Here is a 22,685-nt window from a genome sequence, read left to right as displayed (position 1 = left end):
GCGTTCGGCCCGACCGCCGTGCCTCCGGGCGCACGCACGCGATCGGCGTGCATCGCAGCGGGGCAGCCGCATAGCCGCATCGCGGGTCGCCGCGCATCGTCCGGCAACCGGCCCCGTCTCACCCGTTCTCCCCGGCGCCGCGCCGATTTCCCGGCAGGCATCCCGAACCCGCCCGTCCAGGGCTTTCGCTATTCCGTTTATGTTTCATTCCCTGACGACCCTGATCAAGAAGTGGCGCGCGTCGCGCAATGCCGGTCACCAGCTCGATGCGCTGCTCGCGCACGCCGACGCCGATGCGTCGTACGCCGAGCGCAGCGAATGGCTGATCGAGCTCGCGCACTGGCTGCGCCGCAACGGCACGATGCAGGCCGCGCAGGACGCGCCGTCCGAGCGCGACGCCGACACCCGCACGTATCCGGCCCACGCGCGGCTGCGCTACCTGTTCCACGTGCTCGATCGCAACCCCGCATGGAAAGCGCACGCCGCGCGGATCCTGCGCGGCATCCTGCGCGAGTGCGACGGCATCTCGCTGCTGTGCGACGCCGGCATGCCCGTGCATTCGGGCTTCTTCGGCGCGCTGTTCGAGCGGATCGACTCGTCGCTGATCCCGCCCGCGCCGAACCGCCGCGAGCTGTCGGCGCTGTTCACGCTGATGTTCCCGGCACCCGGGGACGCGCAATGGATCGACGCGCTGCCCGACGACCTGCTCGCACGCCTCGCCGAGCTATTCTCGTTCGACGTCACCGACGAAGAGCGCCACGAGCCCGGCTCGTTCTCGCGCGACCTGCTGGCCGCGCTGCACAACCTGACCTGCCAGATCAGCTCGACCGGCTTGTCGCAGACGGTGCGCAGCCGGCTGTCCGACGACGATGCGCGCCAGCCGCTCGAAACGCAGCCGTTCTACCGCCTCACGCGCGCGATGCTCGCGGTCGAGACCGCGCACGCGGCGGTCGAGGACGGCGGCGACCCGAGCAAGCTGCTGCACGAGGTGAACTACCTGCGCGTGCTGCTCGACGAATGCCGGATCGCGGTCGACAACGTGTTCTCGCACCTGTACCAAAACGGCGTGTCGGTCGACATCGTGTTCCAGGTCGAACGGATGCGCATGCGCATCCTGCGCGCCGAAATGCTGCTGAACGCGTGGATGGCACGCGACGACCTGCACGGGATGGCACGCCTGACGGCCGAGCTGGTCGACGCGAACCAGAACAGCCAGAGCGTCACGCACCTCGTGCGCAGCAACTTCTCGCTGTTCGCGCGCAAGCTCGTCGAGACCAACGCGGACACCGGCGAGCACTACATCTCGCGCGGCCGCGCCGAGTACCTGAAGATGCTGCGGATGGCCGCGGGCGGCGGCCTCGTCACGGTCGTGACCGTGTGCGTGAAGTTCGCGATCACGGGCGCGCACCTGCAGTCGATGCTCGAAGGGCTGCTTGCGGGCATCAACTACGCGGCCAGCTTCATGCTGATGCACTTCCTGCACTTCACGCTCGCGACCAAGCAGCCCGCGATGACCGCGCCGACGCTCGCGCGCGAACTCGACGACACCGGCCACGACGAAGGCGTGAAGGCGTTCGTGGCGTCGGTGATCGCGCTGATCCGCACGCAGGCGGCCGCGATTTCCGGCAACGTGCTCGTCGTGCTGCCCGTGTGCCTGCTCGTGCAACTGTTCGCGGGCAACGTGCTGCACGCGAACCTGATCTCGCCGGAAAAGGCGCACGTGACGCTGCACTCGTTCTCGCTGCTCGGCCCGACGCCGCTCTACGCGGCGCTGACCGGCGTGCTGCTGTGGGCGTCGAGCCTGCTCGCGGGCTGGGCCGACAACTGGTTCGTGCTGCACCGGGTCGGCGACGCGCTCACATACAACCGCCGGCTGCGCCTGACGCTCGGCGTGGCCGGCGCCGCGAAGCTCGCGCACTTCTGCCGGTCGAACGTCGCGGGCGTGGTCGCGAACGTCGGCCTCGGCCTGATGCTCGGCCTCGTTCCGGCGATCGTCACCGTGTTCATGTTCCCGTTCGAGGTGCGGCACGTGACGCTGTCGGCCGGCTCGATCGGGATCGCGCTCGGCGTGCTGGGCAAGGATGCGCTCGGGACGCCCGAGCTGTGGTGGGCCGGCGCCGGCGTGCTCAGCATGGCGATCCTCAACGTGCTCGTGAGCTTCGCGCTCGCATTCACGATGGCCGTGCGCTCGCGCAGCTTGCGCCCGACCAAGGTGCGCGCGCTCGTCGGCGCGATCGTCCGCACGGTGCTGTCCAATCCGCTCGCGCTGTTCTGGCCGGCCGGCGGCCAGGCCTCGCGCACCGGCCAGCCGGGCGCGCACTGAGCCTGCTGCGGCGTGGCGGTGCCCGGCCGGGCGCCGCCGCGCCGGCCTCCCGGCGCGCGAAAGCGGCCGTCGCGCCCGTGCCTTCGCGCCGAAACGCCGGCCCCGGTCGCCCGCGCCGCGTACAATAGTGGACTTTTGCACGTCCTCTCCCGCCTTATGTCCTCGCCCACCCTGTACGAATTCTTCGCCCCCTGCCCGCGCGGCCTCGAAGCGGCGCTTGCCGCCGAGCTGGCCGAAATCGCCGGCCGCCACCTGAACGGCGCGCCGTTCACCGCGGGCGCGCAGGTGCCGGGCGGCGTCCATTTCAGCGGCGGCTGGGCTGCCGGCATGGCCGCGAACCTTCATTCGCGGATCGCGAGCCGGATCCTGCTGAAAATCGCGCACCGCGCGTACCGCAACGAGCAGGACGTCTATGCGCTCGCGCTCGAGCAGCCGTGGGAGCGCTGGTTTGCGGCGACGCAGACGCTGCGCGTCGACATCACCGCGATCAAGTCGCCGCTGAAGAGCCTCGAGTTCGCGACGTTGCGCGTGAAGGACGCGATCTGCGACCGGATGCGCGACAAGACCGGCGCGCGCCCGAGCATCGACACGGGTGCGCCGGACGTGCGCGTATTCGCGTTCCTGACGGCCAACGAGTGCACGCTGTACCTCGACACGTCGGGCGAGCCGCTGTTCAAGCGCGGCTGGCGCCTCGACAAGGGCGCGGCGCCGCTGCGCGAGAATCTCGCGGCCGGCATCCTGCGCCTGACGGGCTGGACGCCCGGCACGGCGCTGTACGACCCGATGTGCGGCAGCGGCACGTTCCTCGCGGAAGCCGCGCAGATCGCGCTCGGCGTGGCACCCGGCGTCGAACGCCGGTTCGGCTTCGAAAAACTCAAGCAGTACGACATCACCGCGTGGCAGGGGCTGAAGGTCCCGGCGCTGGACGCGAAGCGCGCGGCGCGCGGCAAGCGCGGCGACGCACTCGGCGTGTACGGCAGCGACATCTCGGGCGACATGCTCGAGAAGGCGCGCGCGAACCTCGAGCGCGCGGGCGTGCCGTCGGTGTGGCTCAAGCAGGTCGACGCACGCGGGATGACGCCGCCGTGCGACGGGCCGGGCATCATCCTCGCGAACCCGCCGTACGGCGAGCGGATCGAAGTGCGCGGCCGCAGCGCGCGCGGCGAGGTGCGCGAAACCGGCCGCAACCGCGGCAACGACGACGCATTCCGCCGCACGCACACCGACGCGCCGGACAGCGAGTTCTTCAACGCGCTCGGCGACGCGCTGAAGCAGCGCTTCACCGGCTGGCAGGCATTCCTGCTGACGTCCGACCGCTCGCTGCCGGGCCAGTTGCGGCTGCGCGAATCGGCGAAGACGCCGCTGTTCAACGGCGCGCTCGAATGCCGGCTGTTCCGCTTCGACCTGATCGCCGGCAGCGTGAAGGCGCGCCCGGCCGCGCCGGAAGGCGACGCGTAAGCGCCGCAATCGCGCGGGGCCGCCATCGCGGCGCCCGCGCACTCCTCCGCCGGCGCGCGTCAGTGTTTCGACTTCGACCAGCGCTTCGTCGTGAACGGCAGCGCATGCCCCGTCTCGAGCAGCGTCTTCAGGCTCGACAGCACGACCGGCCACCCGCCGCGAATCCCGCGATCCATCTCCGAACCGGGCACGAGCCCGTCGTGCGTGACGGTCAGCTTCACGACATCCTCGAACGGCTCGACGAGATAGGTCACGCGCGACGCCTCGCCCTCCCCTGACGGCGTACGCCACGTGACGACCAGCCGGTGCGGCGGATCGTTCTCGACCACCTCGCCGACGATGTCGACCCGCGACGGATCGTCGTAATCCTGATGTTCCCACCGCGAGCCCGGCCGCCAGTCGGGCGACGCGTTGCGATGCCGTACCCAGTAGTCCTTCGTCAGCTCGGCGTTGGTCAACGCGTCGAACACGCGCTCGGGCGTCGCTGCGATGAAAATCACATACACAAAGGCGGGATTACCCATCGTCGTCTCCTGTGCCGCGGGCCGCTTCCAGCCCGCGCTTGAGGTCCGCCAGCGCCTGCAGGCGCTGACGCTCGAACTTGCCGATCCAGCGTTCCGCGATGTCGTGGATCGGCACCGGATTCAGGTAATGCAGCTTCTCCCTGCCGCGCCACGCGGTCGCGACGAGGTTCGCGGCCTCGAGCAGCGCGAGATGCTTGCTCACGGCCTGCCGGCTCATCGCGAGTCCGTCGCACAGCTCGGACAGGGTCTGGCCGCTTTTCGCATGCAGCAGGTCGAGCAACTGACGGCGCGTGGCATCGGCCAGCGCCTTGAAAACGAGATCCATGCCGCTCCCGGGTCGATGGCCTTATTATGCAACCAAATGGTTGCATGTCAATGGTGACAACTCTACTGACAATACGGTGTCAGCAGGCCGCGATCACACTGCAATCCCGGCGCAATACAACGCCGGTTCCCGCACCGAATCCGAATAACAACGCAACAAGGAGCTCGTCATGACGTCCGCAACTGCCACCGCAACCCTGGAACGTGCAATCGCGTGGTTCGACATTCCGTCCCTCGATTTCGACCGCGCGATCCGCTTTTACGAAACCGTGCTGCAAACGACGCTGCAGCGTGAAGTGATCGGCGGCGTGCCGATGGCCGTGTTCGATCACGAGACGTCGAGCACGGGCGGCAGCATCGTGTTCGATCCGCAGCAGATGAAGCCGAGCGCGAACGGCGTGCTCGTCTACCTGAACGCCGGCGACTCGGTCGTCGCGGCGCTCGAACGCGCGAAGCGCGCGGGCGGCGTCGTGCAGGGCTCGGTCGTCGAGCTGCCGAACAACTACGGCTACATCGGCTACCTGATCGACACCGAAGGCAACCGCGTCGGCCTGCACGCGCCGAAATGCCACTGAACGCATCGGCCATCGGGCCGGCGCGGCGCTATCATCGCGAAGTCCCCTTAGCCGTAGGAATCGAGGTGCTGCCATGACGCGCCGGGCCGACCGCCTGTTCCAGATCGCCGAGCTGTTGCGCGGGCGCCGTCTCACGACCGCGCAGCAGCTGGCCGACTGGCTGTCGGTGTCGCCGCGCACGGTCTATCGCGACGTGCGCGACCTGCAACTGTCAGGGGTGCCGATCGAAGGCGAAGCCGGCATCGGCTACCGGCTGAACCGCAACGCGAGCCTGCCGCCGCTCACGTTCACGGCCGAGGAGCTTGCGGCGCTCGCCACCGGCGCGCGCATGCTCGAGACGTGGGGCGGCGCGCGCTTCGCAAGCAGCGCCCGCTCGGCACTCGCGAAGATCGCGTCGGCGATGCCGGCCGACAAGCGCACGGCGCTCGACCGCCTGCCCGTGTTCGCGCCGTCGTTCCACATCGACGAGACGTTTTGCGCGAAGGTCGACGCGATCCACCAGGCCATCGACACGCGCCACATCGTCAGCTTCGGCTACCGCGACCGGCTGGGCGCGCATTCGCAGCGCCGCGTGTGGCCGCTCGGGCTCGTCTACTGGGGCGGGCGCTGGACGATCGGCGCGTGGTGCGAGCTGCGCGACGATTTCCGCACGTTCGACATCGCGCGGATGGGCGACATTACCGTGCACGAGCAGTTTCCGGACATGGAAGGACGGCGGATCGCCGACTACATGCGGATCGCGGAAGCACCGATGCGTTGACGCGCTGATGCGGCACGACGGCGGGTGCGCACCGCGCGGCTGCGCGCCGCTGCCGTCCATTCCCCGGGCCGCCGCGCGAACCCCGGCCCGCCTTTCCCTACGCGTCGAACACCACCGGCCGCTTCGGCCGCTCGTCGACATGCAGCGAAAACACGTCGGCACGCGCATAGTGGCCGACGACGTCGAAGTCGTAGCGCGCCCGCACGAGCTCGTCGGTATCGATGCGCGCGGTCACGAGCCCGGCCTCGCCGATCAGCGGTTCCGTCAGCAGGTCGCCGAGCGGCCCGACGATCACGCTGCCGCCGCGGATCAGCGGCCGCTCGGGATCCCAGCCCGGCACGTCGATGCCGAGCGCGCGCGGCGACGGCTGCACCTGGCACGCGCTCACGACGAAGCAGCGCCCCTCGTGCGCGATGTGCCGCATCGAGCTTTGCCACAGGTCGCGCTCGTCGACGGTCGGCGCGCACCAGATCTGCACGCCTTTCGCGTACATCGCGCAGCGCAGCAGCGGCATGTGGTTCTCCCAGCAGATCGCGGCGCCCGCGCGTCCCGCTGCCGTGTCGACGACCGGCAGCGTCGAGCCGTCGCCCTGCCCCCAGATCAGCCGTTCGGTGCCGGTCGGCATCAGCTTGCGGTGCTTCGCGACGAGCCCGTCGCGCGGATCGAAGAACAGTGCCGTGCAGTACAGCGTGCTGCCGCCGCGCTCGATCACGCCGACCACGAGGCTCGCGCCGGTACGCTGCGACAGCGCGGCCAGCTCGTCGGTTTCGGGGCCCGGCACGTCGATCGCCTGCGCCGCGTAGCGCGCATACGCGTCGCGGCCCTCGGGCAGCCGGTAACCGAGCCGCGTGCCGAAGATCTCGCCTTTCGGATAGCCGCCGAGCACGGCCTCGGGCAGCACGACGAGCGACGCGCCGCTGTCGCGGATCGCGGTTTCGTAGCCGAGGATCGTGTCGAGCGTGGCGCGTGTGCCGGCGGGCGATGCGCCGATCTGCAGCGCGGCGATGACGGACGTGGACATGAGGGCGTCTCCGATGAATGGGGTGACGCCATCTTTATCGATAAAATCCCATCGATCAAATCGATACAACGATATGTGTCATGAACCAGGATGATATCGCCAGCCTCGACCTGAACCTGCTGAAGGTATTCGAGGCGCTGTACGAGGAAGGCGGCGCGAGCCGCGCGGCGCTGCGGCTCGGCCTCACGCAGTCGGCCGTCAGCGCGGCGCTCGCGCGGCTGCGCGTGATCTATGCCGATCCGCTGTTCGTGCGCACCGGCCGCGGGCTCGCGCCGACGCCGCGCGCGGACGAGCTGAAGCCGATCCTGTCCGACGCGCTCGATCGCTGCCGCGAAAGCCTCGCGATCGCGGCCGACGGTGGCGAGCGCGTCGGCCGCACGATCTCGATCGGACTGTCGGACGACTTCGAGATCGCGCTCGGCCGCGCGCTGATCGACGCGGTCGCGCGGGAAGCCGCGGGCATCCGGCTGATCTTCCGGCAGACGCACAGCGGCATCGCCGGCGACGCACTGCTGCGGCACGGCGTCGATCTCGCGATCGCGTCGGGCGGGTTCTCGGCGAACGGGCTCAGCCGGCGCGCGGTCGCGACGGGCGGCTACGCGTGCCTGATCGATCCGGCCGCCCGCGCGCGGCAGCCGCACACGCTCACGCTCGCCGATTTCCTGCGGCGCGATCACCTGCTCGTGTCGTCGGGCGGCGTGATCGGAATCGTCGACGAGGCGCTGGCCGCGCTCGGCCACAAGCGGCGCGTCGCGGCATCGACCACGCATTTCGCCGCGTTGCCGTACCTGCTCGCCGGCTCCGACGCGGTGGCGACGATTCCCGCGCACGCGGCGCGCGCGATCGCGCAATCGACGCCGCTGCGCGCACTCGCGTGTCCGGTCGACCTGCCGCGCTATCCGGTGGAAATCGGCTGGCGCACGAGCACGCAGCGCGACCCGGCGATCGTGCGCGTGCGGGACACGATCGCCGCGTGCATCGCGAACCTCGTCGCGCCATGAAAAAGGCCCGGCCGGCTTGCGCCGGTCGGGCCCGTCCGGTCGGGCCGCCCTGCATCGAAGCAGGCGCCCGGGTTGCCGGCGCTTGCGTCAATCGACGGCCTTCACCATGTCCTCGATGACCTTCTTCGCGTCGCCGAAGACCATCATCGTCTTGTCCATGTAGAACAGGTCGTTGTCGAGGCCCGCGTAGCCGGCCGCCATCGAACGCTTGTTGACGATCACCGTGCGCGCCTTGTACGCCTCGATGATCGGCATCCCCGCGATCGGCGATTTCGGATCGTTCTTCGCGGCCGGATTCACGACGTCGTTCGCGCCGAGCACGAGCACCACGTCGGCCTGGCCCAGCTCGCCGTTGATGTCCTCCATCTCGAACACGATGTCGTACGGCACTTCCGCTTCCGCGAGCAGCACGTTCATGTGCCCCGGCATCCGCCCGGCAACCGGATGGATCGCATAGCGCACGTCGACGCCCTTCTCGATCAGCTTGTCGGTCAGCTCCTTCAGCGCGTGCTGCGCGCGGGCGACCGCGAGGCCGTAGCCCGGCACGATCACGATCGATTCCGCGTTGCCGAGCATGAACGACGCGTCCTCCGCCGAGCCCGACTTCACCGGCCGCTGCTCCTGTGCGCCCGCCGCGCCGCCGGCCGCCGCCTCGCCGCCGAAGCCGCCGAGGATCACGTTGAAGAACGAGCGGTTCATCGCGTGGCACATGATGTACGACAGGATCGCGCCCGACGAGCCGACCAGCGAGCCGGCAATGATCAGCATCGCGTTGTTCAGCGAGAAGCCGATGCCGGCCGCCGCCCAGCCCGAGTACGAGTTCAGCATCGACACGACCACCGGCATGTCCGCGCCGCCGATCGGGATGATGATCAGCACGCCGAGCACGAACGCGATCGCCGTCATGATGATGAACGGCAGCCACGCCTGCGTGATGACGAACAGGGCGCCGAAGCCGAGCATCGCGATCGCGAGCATCAGGTTGATCAGGTGCTGGCCCGCGTACACGACCGGCGCGCCCTGGAACAGCCTGAACTTGTACTTGCCCGACAGCTTGCCGAACGCGATCACCGAACCGGAAAACGTGATCGCGCCGACGAACGTGCCGATGAACAGCTCGACGCGGTTGCCGTACGGGATGAAGTTCGACGCGACGGCATCCTGCGGCACGAGCCCGAACGCTTCCGGCTCCGACACCACCGCATACGCGATGCACACGGCCGCGAGACCGATCAGCGAGTGCATCGCCGCGACGAGTTCCGGCATCTTCGTCATCTCGACGCGCGCGGCGACGAACGCACCGACACCGCCGCCGATGATCAGCGCGCCGAGCACCAGCGCGAGGCCGAGCGGCAGGTTCGCGCCGAGCCAGGCCGCCTGCTTGACGATCAGCGCGACCGTCGTGAGGATCGCGATGGCCATGCCGACCATCCCGAACAGGTTGCCGCGCCGCGCGCTCTTCGGGTTCGACAGGCCTTTCAGCGCCTGGATGAAGCACACCGATGCGACGAGGTACAGCAGCGTAACGACGTTCATGCTCATCGCGCGCCCTCCTTGCCGCCCTCGACACGCTTGGGCTCCTTCTTGCGGAACATCTCCAGCATTCGCCTCGTCACGAGAAAGCCGCCGAACACGTTGACCGCCGCGAGCGCGACCGCGAGCGTGCCGAAGAACTTGCCGGTCACGCCGACCGTCAACGCCGCCGCGAGCATCGCGCCGACGATCACGATCGCCGAGATCGCGTTGGTCACGGCCATCAGCGGCGTGTGCAGCGCCGGCGTGACATTCCAGACGACGTGGTAGCCGACGTACACCGCCAGCACGAAGATGATCACGTTGATCACCGTGTGATTGATGACTTCCATGGTCTCCTCCGTTATTTGCGCGCGACTTCGCCGTCGCGGCACAGCAGCGTCGCGGCGACGATGTCGTCGGTCAGGTCGATGTTCAGCGTGCCTTCCTTCGCGACGATCAGCTTCATGAAGTCGAGCAGGTTGCGCGCGTACAGCGCCGACGCGTCCGACGCGACCATCGATGCGAGGTTCGTGTAGCCGGCGATCGTCACGCCGTTGTGCACGATCACCTGGTCGGCGACCGTCAGCGGGCAGTTGCCGCTCTTCCTGCCGTCGAATTCCGGGCCGCGGCCGGCCGCGAGATCGACGAGCACCGAGCCCGGCTTCATCGACTGCGCGGTTTCAACCGAGATCAGCGTCGGCGCCGGGCGTCCGGGAATCAGCGCGGTGGTGATCACGATGTCGGCCTGCTTCGCACGCTCGTGCACGAGCGCGGCCTGGCGGCCGAGCCATGACGGCGGCATCGGGCGCGCATAACCGCCGACACCCTGTGCGGCTTCGCGCTCTTCGTCGGTTTCGAACGGGACGTCGAGGAATTTCGCGCCGAGCGACTCGATCTGCTCCTTCACGGCCGGCCGCACGTCGGATGCCTCGATCACGGCGCCCAGCCGCTTCGCGGTCGCGATCGCCTGCAGCCCCGCGACACCCGCGCCGAGAATCAGCACGCGCGCGGCCTTCACGGTGCCCGCGGCCGTCATCAGCATCGGGAAGAAGCGCGGATACAGCGCCGCGGCGACGAGCACGGCCTTGTAGCCCGCGATGTTCGCCTGCGACGACAGCACGTCGAGACTCTGCGCGCGCGTCGTGCGCGGCGCGGCTTCGAGCGCGAAGCCCGTCACGCCGGCCGCGGCGAGTTTCGCCGCCTGCTCGCCGTTGAACGGCTCGAGCATGCCGACCAGCACGGAGCCGCGCTTGAGCGATGGCAGTTCGGTGTCGGTGGGCGCCTGGACCTTCAGCACGATGTCGGCATCAAAAGCAGCCGACTGGTCGGTCAATTCGGCACCGGCGGCCGCATAGGCTTCGTCGGGATAACTGGCTGCGCTGCCGGCCCCTTTCGCGATACTGACGCGATGGCCGGCAGCCGCGTATTTCTTCACGGTTTCCGGCGTCGCAGCCACACGCGCCTCGTTCGCCCGCGTTTCAGCAGGCACTCCAATATGCATCGTCAGTTCCTCCAGTCATTGTCAGTATTTCTTTTCTTGCGATTTTTACTGCACAACGAGCCGGACAGGCTGACTTACCGGCTCACGGGCAACGGCATTCACGCTGCACTTTAACCGAAAGCGGTGGTCGCGCCAGCACATTCCGCACGATCGTGCGCGAATGAGACATTAGCCCGGCCTGCGCCGCCGCGCATCGGCGGGACGGATGATCTGCGAGGGTCGGATTCGTCTATCGTCTGATCAGACGCCGGGCAGCGTTCGGGCGCAACCGGTAAAATGCCGAACCATGAAACCCGAAATCTGGACCCCGCATGTGACGGTCGCCGCGCTCGTCGAGCACGCCGGCCGTTTTCTCGTGATCGAGGAAGAAACCTCGACGGGCCTGCGCATCAACCAGCCGGCCGGTCATCTCGAAGCCGGCGAAACGCTGGCCGACGCCGTGATCCGCGAGACGCTCGAGGAAACCGCGCACCCGTTCACGCCCGACGCGCTCGTCGGCGTCTATCTCGCGCACTACGACCGCCCCGGCACCGCCGGCGCGACCTACCTGCGCTTCACGTTCTGCGGCACGGCCGGCGAGCCGGTCGCGGGCCACGTGCTCGACGACGGCATCGTCCGCACGCTGTGGATGACGGCCGACGAACTGCGCGCATGCAGCGAGCGCCACCGCTCGCCCGCGGTGATGCGCTGCGTCGACGACTATCTCGCCGGGCGGCGCATCCCGCTCGATTTCGTGCACACGCATTCGGTCGCGCCGCGCCCCGAGGCATTCGAACGTCAGGCGGTCAACAAATGAGCAAGCGCCGGGTAGTGGTGGGCATGTCGGGCGGCGTCGATTCGTCGGTGACCGCGTGGCTGCTGAAGGAACAGGGCTACGACGTGGTCGGCCTGTTCATGAAGAACTGGGAAGACGACGACGACGGCGAATACTGCTCGACGCGCCAGGACTGGATCGACGTCGTGTCGGTGGCCGACCTGATCGGCATCGACGTGGAAGCCGTCAACTTCGCGGCGGAATACAAGGACCGCGTGTTCGCCGAGTTCTTGCGCGAATACTCGGCCGGCCGCACGCCGAACCCCGACGTGCTGTGCAACGCCGAGATCAAGTTCAAGGCGTTCCTCGATCACGCGATGTCGCTCGACGCGGAAATGATCGCGACCGGCCACTACGCGCGCGTGCGCGAGCGCGCCGGGCGTTTCGAACTGCTGAAGGCTTTCGATCATACGAAAGACCAGTCGTACTTCCTGCACCGGCTGAACCAGGCGCAACTGTCGAAGACGATGTTCCCGCTCGGCGAGATGCCGAAGACCAAGGTGCGCGAGATCGCCGCGCAGATCGGGCTGCCGAACGCGAAGAAGAAGGATTCGACCGGCATCTGCTTCATCGGCGAACGGCCGTTCCGCGATTTCCTGAACCGCTACCTGCCGACGAAACCGGGCCCGATGAAGACGCCCGACGGCAAGGTCGTCGGCGAGCACATCGGCCTCGCGTTCTACACGTTCGGCCAGCGCAAGGGCATCGGCCTCGGCGGCAGCAAGAGCGGCAGCGGCGAGCCGTGGTTCGTCGCCGCGAAGGACATCGCGTCGAACACGCTGTATGTCGTGCAGGGCCACGATCATCCGTGGCTGCTGTCGCGCCAGCTCGTCGCCGGCAACGTGAGCTGGGTCGCCGGCGAGCCGCCGGCCGAAGGCTTCGCGTGCGGCGCGAAGACGCGCTACCGGCAGGCCGATGCCGCGTGCGTGTTCGGCGCGGCCACGCCCGGCCCGGAGCGCGAAGCGCGCTTCTCGCTCGCGTTCGACGCCGCGCAGTGGGCCGTCACGCCGGGCCAGTCGGCCGTGCTGTACGACGGCGAGATCTGTCTCGGCGGCGGCATCATCGAGAGCGCGGCAACCGGCGACCGGCAGGCGCTCGACGCGCCCGCGCTCGCGGACGCACGCTGACGCGCCGCGGGCGCCGCGCAGGCGGCGCCGACTGAAAGCGGCCGCGCCCGCGGCCGCCCTCCTTTTCAACGCATGTTCTGCACGGCCGCATCGTAGCGCTCGCGCGCCGCGTCGAGCTCGGGGAAATGCCGCTCGGCCCAGCAGTCGAGCGCCACGAGCGTCTCCACCAGCGATCCCGCCACCGGCGTCAGCCGGTATTCGACATGCGCGCGCCGCGCGGCGATCGCGGTGCGTTCGATCAGCCCGTTGCGCTCCAGCTCGCGCAGCGTCTGCGTGAGCACCTTCTGCGAGATTCCGCCAATGCGCCGCAGCAACTCGCCGTTGCGCAGCGGCCGCTCGGCCAATGCCGGCAGGATCAGCAGCGTCCATTTGCCGGCGATCAGCGCGAGCGCGTCGCGCGCCGAGCAGTCCGCCGCATAGACGTCGCCGGGAAAAGCCATGGTTACCTCCGGGTGCGTGATTGCGCGGCCCCGCCGCCGCCCGCCATCATCGTCGCACACTCACGGAGCCCGCCATGCAAGCGCTGATCGTCGTCGCCCATCCCGAACCGCAATCGTTCAACGTCGCCCTCGCCCACGCGGCGGCCGACACATGGCGCGCGGCGGGCCACGCCGCGACGGTCGCGGACCTGTACGCCGACACGTTCGACCCGAGCGAGGCGCCGCGCCACTACGCGAGCCGGCTCGACACGGCGCGCTTCGACGCGCAGCGCGAGCAGCGCCATCACTGGGAACGCGGCATGCTCGCGCCGGAGGTCGCGCATCACGTCGGCCTGCTGCAACAGGCCGACGCGCTGATCCTGCAGTTCCCGCTATGGTGGTTCGGCGCGCCCGCGATCCTGAAGGGCTGGATGGATCGCGTATTCGTCTACGGCGGCCTCTACAGCAGCCGCCGGCGCCACGACCGCGGCGTGCTGCACGGGCGCCGCGCGCTGCTGAGCGTGACGACCGGATCGTCGGTCGCTGCCTGCGCGCCCGACGGCCGCGAGGGCGACACGCGCCTGCTGCTGTGGCCGATCATGTACGCGCTGCGCTACGTCGGCTTCGACGTGCTCGAACCGCACCTGATCCACGATGTTCGCGGCGATCTTGCCGGCGACGCCGCGCGACACCGCGATACGCACCTCGCGCAAGCGCTCGCGGACTACCGTGCGCGGCTGGGCGATTGGCACGCGTGGCCGCAGGTGCCGTTCAACCGCGACGCGGATTTCGACGCCGGCGTCCGGCTGAAGCGCGACGCGCCCGCCTACGGCCCGTTCATCCGCCACACCGGCGCCGGACGCTGAGCGCCGGCTCGGCAACGCGAGCTTCACGGGACCCGTAGTAGACTCTCGACCATCGTGGGCGCCGGCGGCGGCCAGGCACGGTACGGGCGCCACGCCCGCCGGCCCGGCGCGACGCTGCGGGCACCGACCTGCAGGCCGCCGAGCGACCGCTCGCGAGCGGCGGCCATCCGAACAATTACGACGGAGTCCCCATGTTTTCCCGACGCTATCTCGCGATGTGGTGCGCGGTCCTGCTGTTCGTGGCCGTCGCGGCGCTCGCCGCGCGGCACGCGATCGCGTGGCTGTGGATCCTGATCCCCGCCGCCCTCGTCGCGCTCGGCCTGTACGACCTGAAACAGGACCGTCACGCGATCCTGCGCAACTATCCGCTCTGGGGCCACTTCCGCTTCCTGTTCGAGTTCATCCGCCCCGAGATCCGCCAGTACTTCGTCGAGGACGACACCGACGAGAAACCGTTCTCGCGCGCGCAGCGCAGCCTCGTCTACCAGCGCGCGAAGAACGTCGCCGACAATCGCCCGTACGGCACCGAGCTGAACGTGAAGGCCGTCGCGCACGAATGGATCAGCCATTCGCTCGCGCCAACCAAGCTGCCGAACCACGATTTCCGCATCCGCGTCGGCGCGAATCGCGCGCAACCGTATGACATTTCGATCTTCAACATCTCGGCGATGAGCTTCGGCTCGCTGTCCGCGAACGCGATCCGCTCGCTGAACCTCGGCGCGAAGAAAGGCGGTTTCGCGCACGACACCGGCGAAGGCTCGCTGTCGAAGTACCACCGCGAGAACGGCGGCGACATCATCTGGGAAATCGCGTCGGGCTACTTCGGCTGCCGCAACGACGACGGCACGTTCAATCCCGACAAGTTCGCGAAGCAGGCCGCCGATCCGCAGGTCAAGATGATCGAGGTGAAGCTGTCGCAGGGCGCGAAGCCCGGCCACGGCGGCGTGCTGCCGGCCGCCAAGATCACGCCGGAAATCGCCGAGACGCGCGGCGTACCGATGGGCAAGGACTGCATCTCGCCCGCGACGCACTCGGAGTTCTCGACGCCGCGCGGGCTGCTCGAATTCGTCGAGCGGCTGCGCACGCTGTCGGGCGGCAAGCCGACCGGCTTCAAGCTGTGCGTCGGCCATCCGTGGGAATTCTTCGGGATCGCGAAGGCGATGATCGAGACGGGCATCGTGCCGGACTTCATCGTCGTCGACGGCGCGGAAGGCGGCACGGGCGCGGCGCCGCTCGAATTCACCGACCACGTCGGCGTGCCGCTGCAGGAAGGGCTGCTGCTCGTGCACAACACGCTCGTCGGGATCGGCGTGCGCGATCGCGTGAAGATCGGCGCGAGCGGCAAGATCATCACCGCGTTCGACGTCGCGCGCACGCTCGCGATCGGCGCGGACTGGGTGAACTCGGCGCGCGGCTTCATGTTCGCGGTCGGCTGCATCCAGGCGCAGACCTGCCACACGGGCCGCTGCCCGACCGGCGTCGCGACGCAGGACCCGGTGCGCCAGCGCGCGCTCGTCGTGCCCGACAAGGCCGACCGCGTGTACAACTTCCACCGCAATACGCTGCACGCGCTGCAGGAACTCGTGCAGGCGGCCGGCCTCGCGCATCCGTCCGAGCTGCGCGCGCATCACATCGTGCAGCGCATCGCGCCGCACGAGGTCCGGCTGATGTCGCAGTTGCTGAAGTACCTGAAGCCCGGCGCGCTGCTCGACGGCCACACCTGCGGCTTCACGCTGTACGACAAGTGGTGGCCGATCGCGCGCAGCGATTCGTTCACGCTCGGCGAGGCCGTGTACGCGTCGATCGAATAACGCTCGCGACTGCCCCGCTGCCGGGCGGCCCGGCAAAAGGAAAAGCGCCCCGCGGGGCGCTTTTCTTTCGTCTGCCGAATGCGTGGATGCGTGGCCGGCAGCGGCTCAGTTCTGCGGCAGCGTGTCGGCGAACGATTGCCGCTGCAGCAGCTTCACGAAGTGCTTGTCGAGGTTCGGGTGGCGATCGCGCCAGTTGACCTCGGGCATCCGGAAGTCGAGATAACCGAGCGCGCAGCCGAGTGCGATGTCGGCAAGCGAGTAATGATTACCGACGCACCACGTCTTGCCGCCGAGACCCTGCGACATCGCGACGAGCGCATCGTCGATCTTGCGCTGCTGGCGCGCGATCCAGCTCGCGCTGCGCTGCACCTCGTCGCGCATCGTGTGTTCGAGACGAATCGCGACCGCCGCGTCGAGCACGCCGTCGCCCAGCGCTTCCCAGCAGCGCACTTCGACGCGCTCGCGGCCCGACTGCGGAATCAGCTTGCCGACCGGCGACAGCGTATCGACGTATTCGCAGATCACGCGGGAATCGAACACCGCGGCACCATCTTCCATCACGAGGCACGGGACCTTGCCGAGCGGATTCGATGCATGAATATCCGTCTCCGGCGCCCACACGTTCTCGAGCTCCAGCTTGTAGTCGATCTTCTTTTCAGCGAGCACGATCCGCGCCTTTCGGACGTACGGGCTGCTGAGCGAACCGATTAATTTCATCATCTGCCTTTTTAAGGGAACCGCCGAGAGTATACGTTGTCGCCGATCATAACCGGCCAGCGTCGCGCGATAGAAAATCGCCCGGCCGGCCTGTGGATGGTTTGCAACAGCCGCCGCGCGGGCCGTCCGGCGCGGCTTCCCGCCCCTCTCTCACGCGCCGCGTCCCGCGGCGCTACAATCGCACGATGAATGCGCCCCTCGACCCCGCCATCGCCGTCGACGTCTACCGCCAGCGCCGTGAACGCGTGCTTGCCGCACTGCGCGCCGCGGGCGGCGGCGTCGCCATCGTCCCCACCGCGCCGGAACTGCTGCGCAACCGCGATACGGCCTACCCGTACCGGCACGACAGCTACTTCCACTACCTGACGGGCTTCACCGAGCCGGATGCCGTGCTGGTGCTGAACGCGGCCGCGCCGCACGGCGCGCCGGAGTCGATCCTGTTCTGCCGCGGCAAGAACGCCGACCGCGAGATCTGGGAAGGTTTCCACTACGGGCCCGAAGCCGCGCGCGACGCATTCGGCTTCGACGCGGCGTTCGCGGTCGACGTGATCGACACCGAGATGCCGCGCCTGCTCGCCGACGCGGGCACCGTGCATTACCGGTTCGGCGCCTCGGCCGACTTCGACCGTCAGCTCGCGGGCTGGATCGACGCGGTGCGCGCGCTGGCGCGCACGGGCGTCGCCGCGCCGGACGCGATGCTCGACCTCACGCCGCTCGTCGACGACATGCGGCTCGTGAAGGACGAACACGAACTCGCGATCATGATGCGCGCCGCGCACATCTCTGCGCTCGCGCACCGCCGCGCGATGCAGGTGTGCCGCCCCGGCATTCGCGAATACGAACTCGAGGCCGAGCTGCTGTATACGTTCCGCAAGCACGGCGCGCAGGCGCCCGCGTACGGCTCGATCGTCGCGGCCGGCGCGAACGCGTGCGTGCTGCACTACCCGGCCGGCAACGCGGCCGCGCGCGACGGCGACCTGATCCTGATCGACGCCGCGTGCGAACTCGACGGCTACGCGTCGGACATCACGCGCACGTTCCCGGCCAACGGGCGCTTCTCGCCCGCGCAGCGCACGCTGTACGACATCGTGCTTGCCGCGCAGCAGGCCGCGATCGATGCGACGCGCGCGGGCGTGCCGTTCGAGGCGCCGCACGACGCGGCCGTGCGCGTACTCGCGCAGGGGCTGCTCGACACCGGCATCATCCCGAAAGCGCGCTTCTCGAACGTCGACGACGTGATTGCCGAGCGCGCGTACACGCGCTTCTACATGCACCGCACGGGCCACTGGATCGGCATGGACGTGCATGACTGCGGCGACTACCGCGAGCGGCTCGCCGAGCGCGACGGCAACGGCGCGCTGCCGTGGCGCACGCTGAAGCCCGGCATGACGCTGACGGTCGAGCCCGGCCTGTATGTGCGCGCAGCCGACGACGTGCCGCCCGAGTACTGGAACATCGGCATCCGCATCGAGGACGACGCGATCGTGCGCGAGCAGGGTTGCGAGCTGATCACGCGCGGCGTGCCCGTCGAGGCCGCCGAGATCGAAGCGCTGATGCGCGCGGGCGCATGACCGGCCGCCGCCGACCGTTACCCCCGTTTCACGAATCAAGATGACGACCGCTTCCTCCCCGGCCACGCCGGACTACGACCTCGCCATCGTCGGCGCGGGCCCCGTCGGGCTCGCGCTTGCCGGCTGGCTCGCGCGCCGCAGCGCAACGCAGCACGCGTCGATCGCGCTGATCGACGCGCGCGAACCGGCCGCGAGCGTGAGCGATCCGCGCGCGATTGCCGTCTCGCACGGTAGCCACGTGCTGCTCGACACGCTCGCGTGGCCTGCCGACGCGACGCCGATCGAACATATCCATGTGTCGCAGCGCGGCCATTTCGGCCGCACGCTGATCGATCGCGACGAGCACGATCTCGCCGCGCTCGGCTATGTCGTGCGCTACGGCTCGCTCGTGCAGGCGCTCGCGGGCGCCGTGCGCGGCACGCGCGTCGACTGGCTCACGTCGACCACCGCGCGCGCGCCGCAACAGGACGCCGACGGCGTCACGCTGACGCTCGACGGCCCGCAGGGCGAGCGCACGCTGCGCGCGCGCATCGTCATCAACGCCGAAGGCGGGCTGTTCCACGAACAGCACGCCGACGCCGGCAAGCATCGCCGCGACTACGGGCAGACCGCGCTCGTCGGCACGGTCACGGTATCGGCGCCGCGCCCGAACGTCGCGTGGGAACGCTTCACTCACGAAGGCCCGCTCGCGCTGCTGCCGCTCGGCGGGCCGCGCCAGGCCGACTACTCGCTCGTCTGGTGCTGCACGCCCGACGAAGCGGCGCGGCGCGGCGCGCTGCCCGACGACGCGTTCCTGCGCGAGCTCGGCAGCGCGTTCGGCGAACGCATGGGCCAGTTCGTCGCGATCGCGGGCCGCGCGTCGTTCCCGCTCGGGCTGAATGCCGCGCAGACGCTCGTCAGCGGCCGCGTCGCGATCGTCGGCAATGCCGCACAGACGCTGCACCCCGTCGCGGGCCAGGGGCTCAACCTCGGGCTGCGCGATGCGCATACGCTCGTCGACACGCTGTCCGCGCAGGGCTTCGAAGCGACCGCGCTCGCGACCTTCAACGCGCGCCGCGCGCTCGACCGGCGCTTCACGATCGGCGCGACCGACACGCTGGCGCGGCTGTTCACGATCGACGCGGGCCCGCTCCCGCTGCTGCGCGGCGCCGCGCTCACCGTGCTCGAATTCGTGCCGCCGCTCAAGAAGGCGATCGCGCGCCAGATGATGTTCGGCCAGCGCAACTGACGCGCGGCGCACCGTGCGGTGCGCCCAGCCGGACCACACAAACCGGGTCAAATCGGCGGGGCATGGGAATACGGTAAAATGCGCGTTTTCCCTCCGCCCTTTTCATGCCCGCGCCGGTCGCGGGCGGTGCCATTGCGATGCCCGTTATCGGCTCTCACGTATTGCGTAACAACCTGTTCGTCGCCCCGATGGCCGGGGTGACGGATCGTCCGTTCCGTCAGCTGTGCAAGCGGCTGGGGGCCGGTTACGCCGTGTCCGAGATGGTCGCGTCCAACGCGCAGCTGTGGAAAAGCGCGAAGACGATGCGGCGCGCGAACCACGAAGGCGAAGTGGAGCCGATCGCGGTGCAGATCGCCGGCGCCGATCCGGCGATGATGGCCGAAGCGGCCCGCTACAACGTCGACAACGGCGCGCAGATCATCGACATCAACATGGGCTGCCCGGCGAAGAAGGTCTGCAACGTCGCGGCCGGTTCCGCACTGCTGCAGAACGAGCCGCTCGTGCAGCGGATCGTCGAGGCCGTCGTCGCGGCGGTCGGCACGGGGCCCGATGCGGTGCCCGTCACGCTGAAGATCCGCACCGGCTGGGACCGCGAGCACAAGAACGCGATCACGGTCGCGCGCCTCGCCGAAGCCGCCGGCATCTCGATGCTCACCGTGCACGGCCGCACGCGCGCCGACCTGTACCGCGGCGATGCCGAATACGACACCATCGCGGCCGTGAAGGCGGCCGTGCGGATTCCGGTCGTCGCGAACGGCGACATCACGTCGCCCGCAAAAGCGAAGGCCGTGCTCGATGCAACGGGCGCCGACGCACTGATGATCGGTCGTGCCGCGCAAGGCCGGCCGTGGTTGTTCCGTGAAATCGATCATTTCCTGCAAACCGGCGAGCTGCTGCCCCCGCCGCTGATCGACGAGATCCAGCAGGTGATGAACGAACACCTGGAAGACCACTACGCGTTCTATGGCGAATTCACGGGCGTCCGTACTGCGCGCAAGCACATCGGCTGGTACACTCGCGGCCTTTCCGGTGCCAACGGGTTCCGGCACAGGATGAACACGCTCGATTCCTCCCGCGAGCAGCTCGCCGCCGTCAATGAATTCTTCGAGGCGCAAAAAGCGCTGTCGGACCATCTCGTCTACGTCGACGACGAAGAGGAAAACGGCCAGGGCGAGTCGGACGACCATAACCAGTTAGCAGCATGAGCAAGCACAACATCGAACAATGTGTCCGCGAGAGCCTGGACGTGTATTTCCGGGATCTAGACGGCTCCAATCCGCACGACGTCTATGAAATGGTGATGTCCTGCGTCGAAAAGCCGATGCTCGAGGTCGTGCTCGACCAGGCAGGCGGCAACCAGTCGCTCGCCGCGGAGTACCTCGGCATCAACCGCAACACGCTGCGCAAGAAGCTGCAGCAGCACGGCCTGCTGTAGTCGGCCGTCCCGTCCCCGTTTCCCTGGCTATTGGTGGTTCCATCATGATCAAGCAAGCGCTCATTTCCGTTTCCGACAAGACCGGCATCGTCGACTTCGCGAAGTCGCTGTCCGACCTCGGCGTCAAGCTGCTGTCGACGGGCGGCACCGCGAAACTGCTCGCCGACGCGGGCCTGCCCGTTACCGAAGTGGCCGACTACACGGGCTTTCCGGAAATGCTCGATGGGCGCGTGAAGACGCTGCACCCGAAGGTGCACGGCGGCATCCTCGCGCGCCGCGACCTGCCCGAGCACATGCAAGCGCTGGAACAGCACGGCATCCCGACGATCGACCTGCTCGTCGTGAACCTGTATCCGTTCGTCGCGACGATCGCGAAGGACGACTGCACGCTCGCCGACGCAATCGAGAACATCGACATCGGCGGCCCGACGATGCTGCGCTCGGCCGCGAAGAACCACCGCGACGTGACGGTCGTCGTCGATCCGGCCGACTACGCGGTCGTGCTCGACGAGATGAAGGCGAACGGCAACACGGTCGGCTACCCGACCAACTTCCGCCTCGCGACGAAGGTGTTCGCGCACACCGCGCAATACGACGGCGCGATCACGAACTACCTGACGAGCCTGACCGACGAGCTGAAGCACGCATCGCGCAATGCATACCCGGCGACGCTGAACCTGGCGTTCGACAAGGTGCAGGACCTGCGCTACGGCGAGAACCCGCACCAGAGCGCGGCGTTCTACCGCGATATCGCACCGCAAGCCGGCGCACTCGCGAACTACCGCCAGCTGCAGGGCAAGGAACTGTCGTACAACAACATCGCGGATTCGGACGCGGCGTGGGAATGCGTGAAGACGTTCGACGCGCCGGCCTGCGTGATCATCAAGCATGCGAACCCGTGCGGCGTCGCGGTCGGCAACGACTCGGCCGACGCTTACGCGAAGGCGTTCCAGACCGATCCGACGTCGGCATTCGGCGGCATCATCGCGTTCAACCGCGAAGTCGACGAGGCAGCCGCGCAAGCGGTGGCGAAACAGTTCGTCGAAGTGCTGATCGCGCCGTCGTTCTCCGACGCCGCGAAGCAGGTGTTCGCCGCGAAGCAGAACGTGCGCCTGCTCGAAATCGCGCTGGGCGACGGCCATAACGCATTCGACCTGAAGCGCGTGGGCGGCGGCCTGCTCGTGCAGTCGCTCGATTCGAAGAACGTGCAGCCGCACGAACTGCGCGTCGTCACGAAGCGCCACCCGACGCCGAAGGAAATGGACGACCTGCTGTTCGCCTGGCGCGTCGCGAAGTACGTGAAGTCGAACGCGATCGTGTTCTGCGGCAACGGCATGACGCTCGGCGTCGGCGCAGGCCAGATGAGCCGCGTCGATTCCGCGCGCATCGCGAGCATCAAGGCGCAGAACGCGGGCCTGACGCTGGCCGGCTCGGCCGTCGCGTCGGATGCGTTCTTCCCGTTCCGCGACGGCCTCGACGTCGTCGTGGCGGCCGGCGCGACCTGCGTGATCCAGCCGGGCGGCTCGATGCGCGACGACGAAGTGATCGCGGCAGCCGACGAGCACAACATCGCGATGATCCTGACGGGCGTGCGCCACTTCCGTCACTGATCGCACGCGGCCCGCGCGGCTGCGACACGAAAACCCGGCGGCGTCGCACCTGCCGGGTTTTTTATTGCGCGGCGCCGGCGCGCAC

The 22,685-nt window shown here is 68.7% G+C and carries 22 protein-coding genes; 14 read left to right on the top strand and 8 right to left on the bottom strand.

Annotation, left to right across the window (positions count from 1 at the left end; translation table 11 throughout):
• Positions 1 to 199 precede the first annotated feature (199 nt).
• Together LXM88_RS08395 and LXM88_RS08390 are read left to right on the top strand one after the other, a co-directional pair.
• Positions 200 to 2,323 (top strand): site-specific recombinase, encoded by a 2,124-nt coding sequence (locus tag LXM88_RS08395; protein ID WP_262541023.1) that lies wholly within the window; start codon positions 200 to 202, stop codon positions 2,321 to 2,323.
• A gap of 156 nt (positions 2,324 to 2,479) precedes the next feature.
• On the top strand, positions 2,480 to 3,781 hold the full coding sequence (locus LXM88_RS08390) for a THUMP domain-containing class I SAM-dependent RNA methyltransferase (protein ID WP_047899833.1): 1,302 nt from the start codon (positions 2,480 to 2,482) through the stop codon (positions 3,779 to 3,781).
• Positions 3,782 to 3,840: 59 nt separating this feature from the next.
• On the opposite strand, the gene LXM88_RS08385 is transcribed toward LXM88_RS08390, so the two are convergent.
• Positions 3,841 to 4,305, bottom strand: a complete 465-nt coding sequence (locus tag LXM88_RS08385; protein WP_262541022.1) for an SRPBCC family protein — start codon at positions 4,303 to 4,305, stop codon at positions 3,841 to 3,843.
• On the bottom strand, positions 4,298 to 4,630 hold the full coding sequence (locus LXM88_RS08380; protein WP_034182758.1) for an ArsR/SmtB family transcription factor: 333 nt from the start codon (positions 4,628 to 4,630) through the stop codon (positions 4,298 to 4,300). The genes LXM88_RS08385 and LXM88_RS08380 overlap by 8 nt, the downstream gene beginning before the upstream one ends.
• Positions 4,631 to 4,799: 169 nt before the next feature.
• Here LXM88_RS08380 and LXM88_RS08375 point away from each other — a divergent pair, with 169 nt between their 5' ends.
• Positions 4,800 to 5,204: a VOC family protein gene (locus LXM88_RS08375; RefSeq protein ID WP_262541019.1), complete on the top strand. Its 405-nt coding sequence runs from the start codon at positions 4,800 to 4,802 to the stop codon at positions 5,202 to 5,204.
• 73 nt (positions 5,205 to 5,277) lie between these two features.
• Positions 5,278 to 5,964: a helix-turn-helix transcriptional regulator gene (locus LXM88_RS08370; RefSeq protein ID WP_262541018.1), complete on the top strand. Its 687-nt coding sequence runs from the start codon at positions 5,278 to 5,280 to the stop codon at positions 5,962 to 5,964.
• Positions 5,965 to 6,061: 97 nt separating this feature from the next.
• Here LXM88_RS08370 and LXM88_RS08365 read toward each other — a convergent pair whose 3' ends face one another.
• Positions 6,062 to 6,985, bottom strand: coding sequence for a carbon-nitrogen hydrolase family protein (locus LXM88_RS08365; RefSeq protein ID WP_262541017.1), 924 nt, complete (start codon positions 6,983 to 6,985; stop codon positions 6,062 to 6,064).
• 80 nt (positions 6,986 to 7,065) lie between these two features.
• Between LXM88_RS08365 and LXM88_RS08360 the strand changes: the two genes are divergently transcribed.
• Positions 7,066 to 7,986 (top strand): LysR family transcriptional regulator, encoded by a 921-nt coding sequence (locus LXM88_RS08360; RefSeq protein ID WP_262541016.1) that lies wholly within the window; start codon positions 7,066 to 7,068, stop codon positions 7,984 to 7,986.
• A gap of 87 nt (positions 7,987 to 8,073) precedes the next feature.
• Here LXM88_RS08360 and LXM88_RS08355 read toward each other — a convergent pair whose 3' ends face one another.
• From LXM88_RS08355 to LXM88_RS08345, 3 genes are read right to left on the bottom strand one after another with little or no spacing between them, the layout of a single operon-like run.
• Entirely contained in the window at positions 8,074 to 9,528 is a 1,455-nt protein-coding gene (locus LXM88_RS08355; protein WP_262541015.1) for an NAD(P)(+) transhydrogenase (Re/Si-specific) subunit beta, read from the bottom strand.
• Positions 9,525 to 9,851, bottom strand: a complete 327-nt coding sequence (locus tag LXM88_RS08350) for an NAD(P) transhydrogenase subunit alpha (RefSeq protein ID WP_034182754.1) — start codon at positions 9,849 to 9,851, stop codon at positions 9,525 to 9,527. The genes LXM88_RS08355 and LXM88_RS08350 overlap by 4 nt, the downstream gene beginning before the upstream one ends.
• Positions 9,852 to 9,862: 11 nt before the next feature.
• Positions 9,863 to 11,002, bottom strand: a complete 1,140-nt coding sequence (locus tag LXM88_RS08345; protein ID WP_262541012.1) for a Re/Si-specific NAD(P)(+) transhydrogenase subunit alpha — start codon at positions 11,000 to 11,002, stop codon at positions 9,863 to 9,865.
• A 286-nt stretch (positions 11,003 to 11,288) separates the two neighbouring features.
• On the opposite strand from LXM88_RS08345, the gene LXM88_RS08340 reads away from it, so the two are divergent.
• Positions 11,289 to 11,798: an NUDIX hydrolase gene (locus LXM88_RS08340; RefSeq protein ID WP_049030822.1), complete on the top strand. Its 510-nt coding sequence runs from the start codon at positions 11,289 to 11,291 to the stop codon at positions 11,796 to 11,798.
• Positions 11,795 to 12,943 carry a tRNA 2-thiouridine(34) synthase MnmA gene (mnmA, locus tag LXM88_RS08335; RefSeq protein ID WP_262541009.1) on the top strand — a complete coding sequence of 383 codons (1,149 nt, stop codon included), beginning with the start codon at positions 11,795 to 11,797 and terminating at the stop codon, positions 12,941 to 12,943. Before LXM88_RS08340 ends, mnmA begins: the two co-directional genes overlap by 4 nt.
• Before the next feature lie 65 nt (positions 12,944 to 13,008).
• On the opposite strand, the gene LXM88_RS08330 is transcribed toward mnmA, so the two are convergent.
• Entirely contained in the window at positions 13,009 to 13,383 is a 375-nt protein-coding gene (locus LXM88_RS08330) for a winged helix-turn-helix transcriptional regulator (RefSeq protein WP_262541008.1), read from the bottom strand.
• A gap of 74 nt (positions 13,384 to 13,457) precedes the next feature.
• On the opposite strand from LXM88_RS08330, the gene LXM88_RS08325 reads away from it, so the two are divergent.
• Positions 13,458 to 14,228: an NAD(P)H-dependent oxidoreductase gene (locus LXM88_RS08325; protein ID WP_262541007.1), complete on the top strand. Its 771-nt coding sequence runs from the start codon at positions 13,458 to 13,460 to the stop codon at positions 14,226 to 14,228.
• Positions 14,229 to 14,419: 191 nt separating this feature from the next.
• Positions 14,420 to 16,039, top strand: a complete 1,620-nt coding sequence (locus LXM88_RS08320; RefSeq protein WP_262541006.1) for an FMN-binding glutamate synthase family protein — start codon at positions 14,420 to 14,422, stop codon at positions 16,037 to 16,039.
• 105 nt (positions 16,040 to 16,144) lie between these two features.
• Here the strand turns inward: LXM88_RS08320 and LXM88_RS08315 are convergent, their stop codons facing one another.
• Entirely contained in the window at positions 16,145 to 16,756 is a 612-nt protein-coding gene (locus LXM88_RS08315) for a glutathione S-transferase family protein (protein ID WP_096473131.1), read from the bottom strand.
• Between the two features lie 185 nt (positions 16,757 to 16,941).
• On the opposite strand from LXM88_RS08315, the gene LXM88_RS08310 reads away from it, so the two are divergent.
• The 5 genes from LXM88_RS08310 to purH all read left to right on the top strand — a co-directional run bounded on the left by LXM88_RS08310 (position 16,942) and on the right by purH (position 22,600).
• A complete protein-coding gene (locus tag LXM88_RS08310; protein WP_262541005.1) occupies positions 16,942 to 18,327 on the top strand; it encodes an aminopeptidase P N-terminal domain-containing protein in 1,386 nt (461 codons plus the stop codon).
• Between the two features lie 40 nt (positions 18,328 to 18,367).
• The gene (locus LXM88_RS08305; RefSeq protein WP_262541004.1) at positions 18,368 to 19,555 is read left to right on the top strand and encodes a UbiH/UbiF/VisC/COQ6 family ubiquinone biosynthesis hydroxylase; all 1,188 of its coding nucleotides are present in this window, start codon (positions 18,368 to 18,370) and stop codon (positions 19,553 to 19,555) included.
• A gap of 137 nt (positions 19,556 to 19,692) precedes the next feature.
• A complete protein-coding gene (gene dusB / locus LXM88_RS08300; RefSeq protein WP_262541002.1) occupies positions 19,693 to 20,760 on the top strand; it encodes a tRNA dihydrouridine synthase DusB in 1,068 nt (355 codons plus the stop codon).
• Positions 20,757 to 20,990, top strand: a complete 234-nt coding sequence (locus LXM88_RS08295) for a Fis family transcriptional regulator (RefSeq protein ID WP_017333386.1) — start codon at positions 20,757 to 20,759, stop codon at positions 20,988 to 20,990. Before dusB ends, LXM88_RS08295 begins: the two co-directional genes overlap by 4 nt.
• Before the next feature lie 44 nt (positions 20,991 to 21,034).
• Positions 21,035 to 22,600, top strand: a complete 1,566-nt coding sequence (gene purH, locus LXM88_RS08290; RefSeq protein WP_262540994.1) for a bifunctional phosphoribosylaminoimidazolecarboxamide formyltransferase/IMP cyclohydrolase — start codon at positions 21,035 to 21,037, stop codon at positions 22,598 to 22,600.
• Positions 22,601 to 22,685: the final 85 nt, after the last annotated feature.

It is taken from the genome of Burkholderia sp. S-53 (genome assembly GCF_025560745.1).
GTDB lineage: Bacteria > Pseudomonadota > Gammaproteobacteria > Burkholderiales > Burkholderiaceae > Burkholderia > Burkholderia pyrrocinia.
Note: the sequence above shows the minus strand (reverse complement) of the source record. Positions and strands in the feature narration are given on the sequence as shown.

Coding starts and splice junctions, on each gene's coding strand:
- LXM88_RS08305 (WP_262541004.1), top strand. CDS start 18,368: ATGACGACCGCTTCCTCCCCGGCCACGCCGGACTACGACCTCGCCATC.
- LXM88_RS08315 (WP_096473131.1), bottom strand. CDS start 16,756: ATGAAATTAATCGGTTCGCTCAGCAGCCCGTACGTCCGAAAGGCGCGG.
- LXM88_RS08385 (WP_262541022.1), bottom strand. CDS start 4,305: ATGGGTAATCCCGCCTTTGTGTATGTGATTTTCATCGCAGCGACGCCC.
- LXM88_RS08380 (WP_034182758.1), bottom strand. CDS start 4,630: ATGGATCTCGTTTTCAAGGCGCTGGCCGATGCCACGCGCCGTCAGTTG.
- LXM88_RS08350 (WP_034182754.1), bottom strand. CDS start 9,851: ATGGAAGTCATCAATCACACGGTGATCAACGTGATCATCTTCGTGCTG.
- LXM88_RS08360 (WP_262541016.1), top strand. CDS start 7,066: ATGAACCAGGATGATATCGCCAGCCTCGACCTGAACCTGCTGAAGGTA.
- LXM88_RS08295 (WP_017333386.1), top strand. CDS start 20,757: ATGAGCAAGCACAACATCGAACAATGTGTCCGCGAGAGCCTGGACGTG.
- LXM88_RS08370 (WP_262541018.1), top strand. CDS start 5,278: ATGACGCGCCGGGCCGACCGCCTGTTCCAGATCGCCGAGCTGTTGCGC.
- LXM88_RS08310 (WP_262541005.1), top strand. CDS start 16,942: ATGAATGCGCCCCTCGACCCCGCCATCGCCGTCGACGTCTACCGCCAG.
- mnmA (WP_262541009.1), top strand. CDS start 11,795: ATGAGCAAGCGCCGGGTAGTGGTGGGCATGTCGGGCGGCGTCGATTCG.
- LXM88_RS08340 (WP_049030822.1), top strand. CDS start 11,289: ATGAAACCCGAAATCTGGACCCCGCATGTGACGGTCGCCGCGCTCGTC.
- purH (WP_262540994.1), top strand. CDS start 21,035: ATGATCAAGCAAGCGCTCATTTCCGTTTCCGACAAGACCGGCATCGTC.
- LXM88_RS08325 (WP_262541007.1), top strand. CDS start 13,458: ATGCAAGCGCTGATCGTCGTCGCCCATCCCGAACCGCAATCGTTCAAC.
- LXM88_RS08395 (WP_262541023.1), top strand. CDS start 200: ATGTTTCATTCCCTGACGACCCTGATCAAGAAGTGGCGCGCGTCGCGC.
- LXM88_RS08345 (WP_262541012.1), bottom strand. CDS start 11,002: ATGCATATTGGAGTGCCTGCTGAAACGCGGGCGAACGAGGCGCGTGTG.
- LXM88_RS08355 (WP_262541015.1), bottom strand. CDS start 9,528: ATGAGCATGAACGTCGTTACGCTGCTGTACCTCGTCGCATCGGTGTGC.
- dusB (WP_262541002.1), top strand. CDS start 19,693: ATGCCCGTTATCGGCTCTCACGTATTGCGTAACAACCTGTTCGTCGCC.
- LXM88_RS08330 (WP_262541008.1), bottom strand. CDS start 13,383: ATGGCTTTTCCCGGCGACGTCTATGCGGCGGACTGCTCGGCGCGCGAC.
- LXM88_RS08365 (WP_262541017.1), bottom strand. CDS start 6,985: ATGTCCACGTCCGTCATCGCCGCGCTGCAGATCGGCGCATCGCCCGCC.
- LXM88_RS08390 (WP_047899833.1), top strand. CDS start 2,480: ATGTCCTCGCCCACCCTGTACGAATTCTTCGCCCCCTGCCCGCGCGGC.
- LXM88_RS08375 (WP_262541019.1), top strand. CDS start 4,800: ATGACGTCCGCAACTGCCACCGCAACCCTGGAACGTGCAATCGCGTGG.
- LXM88_RS08320 (WP_262541006.1), top strand. CDS start 14,420: ATGTTTTCCCGACGCTATCTCGCGATGTGGTGCGCGGTCCTGCTGTTC.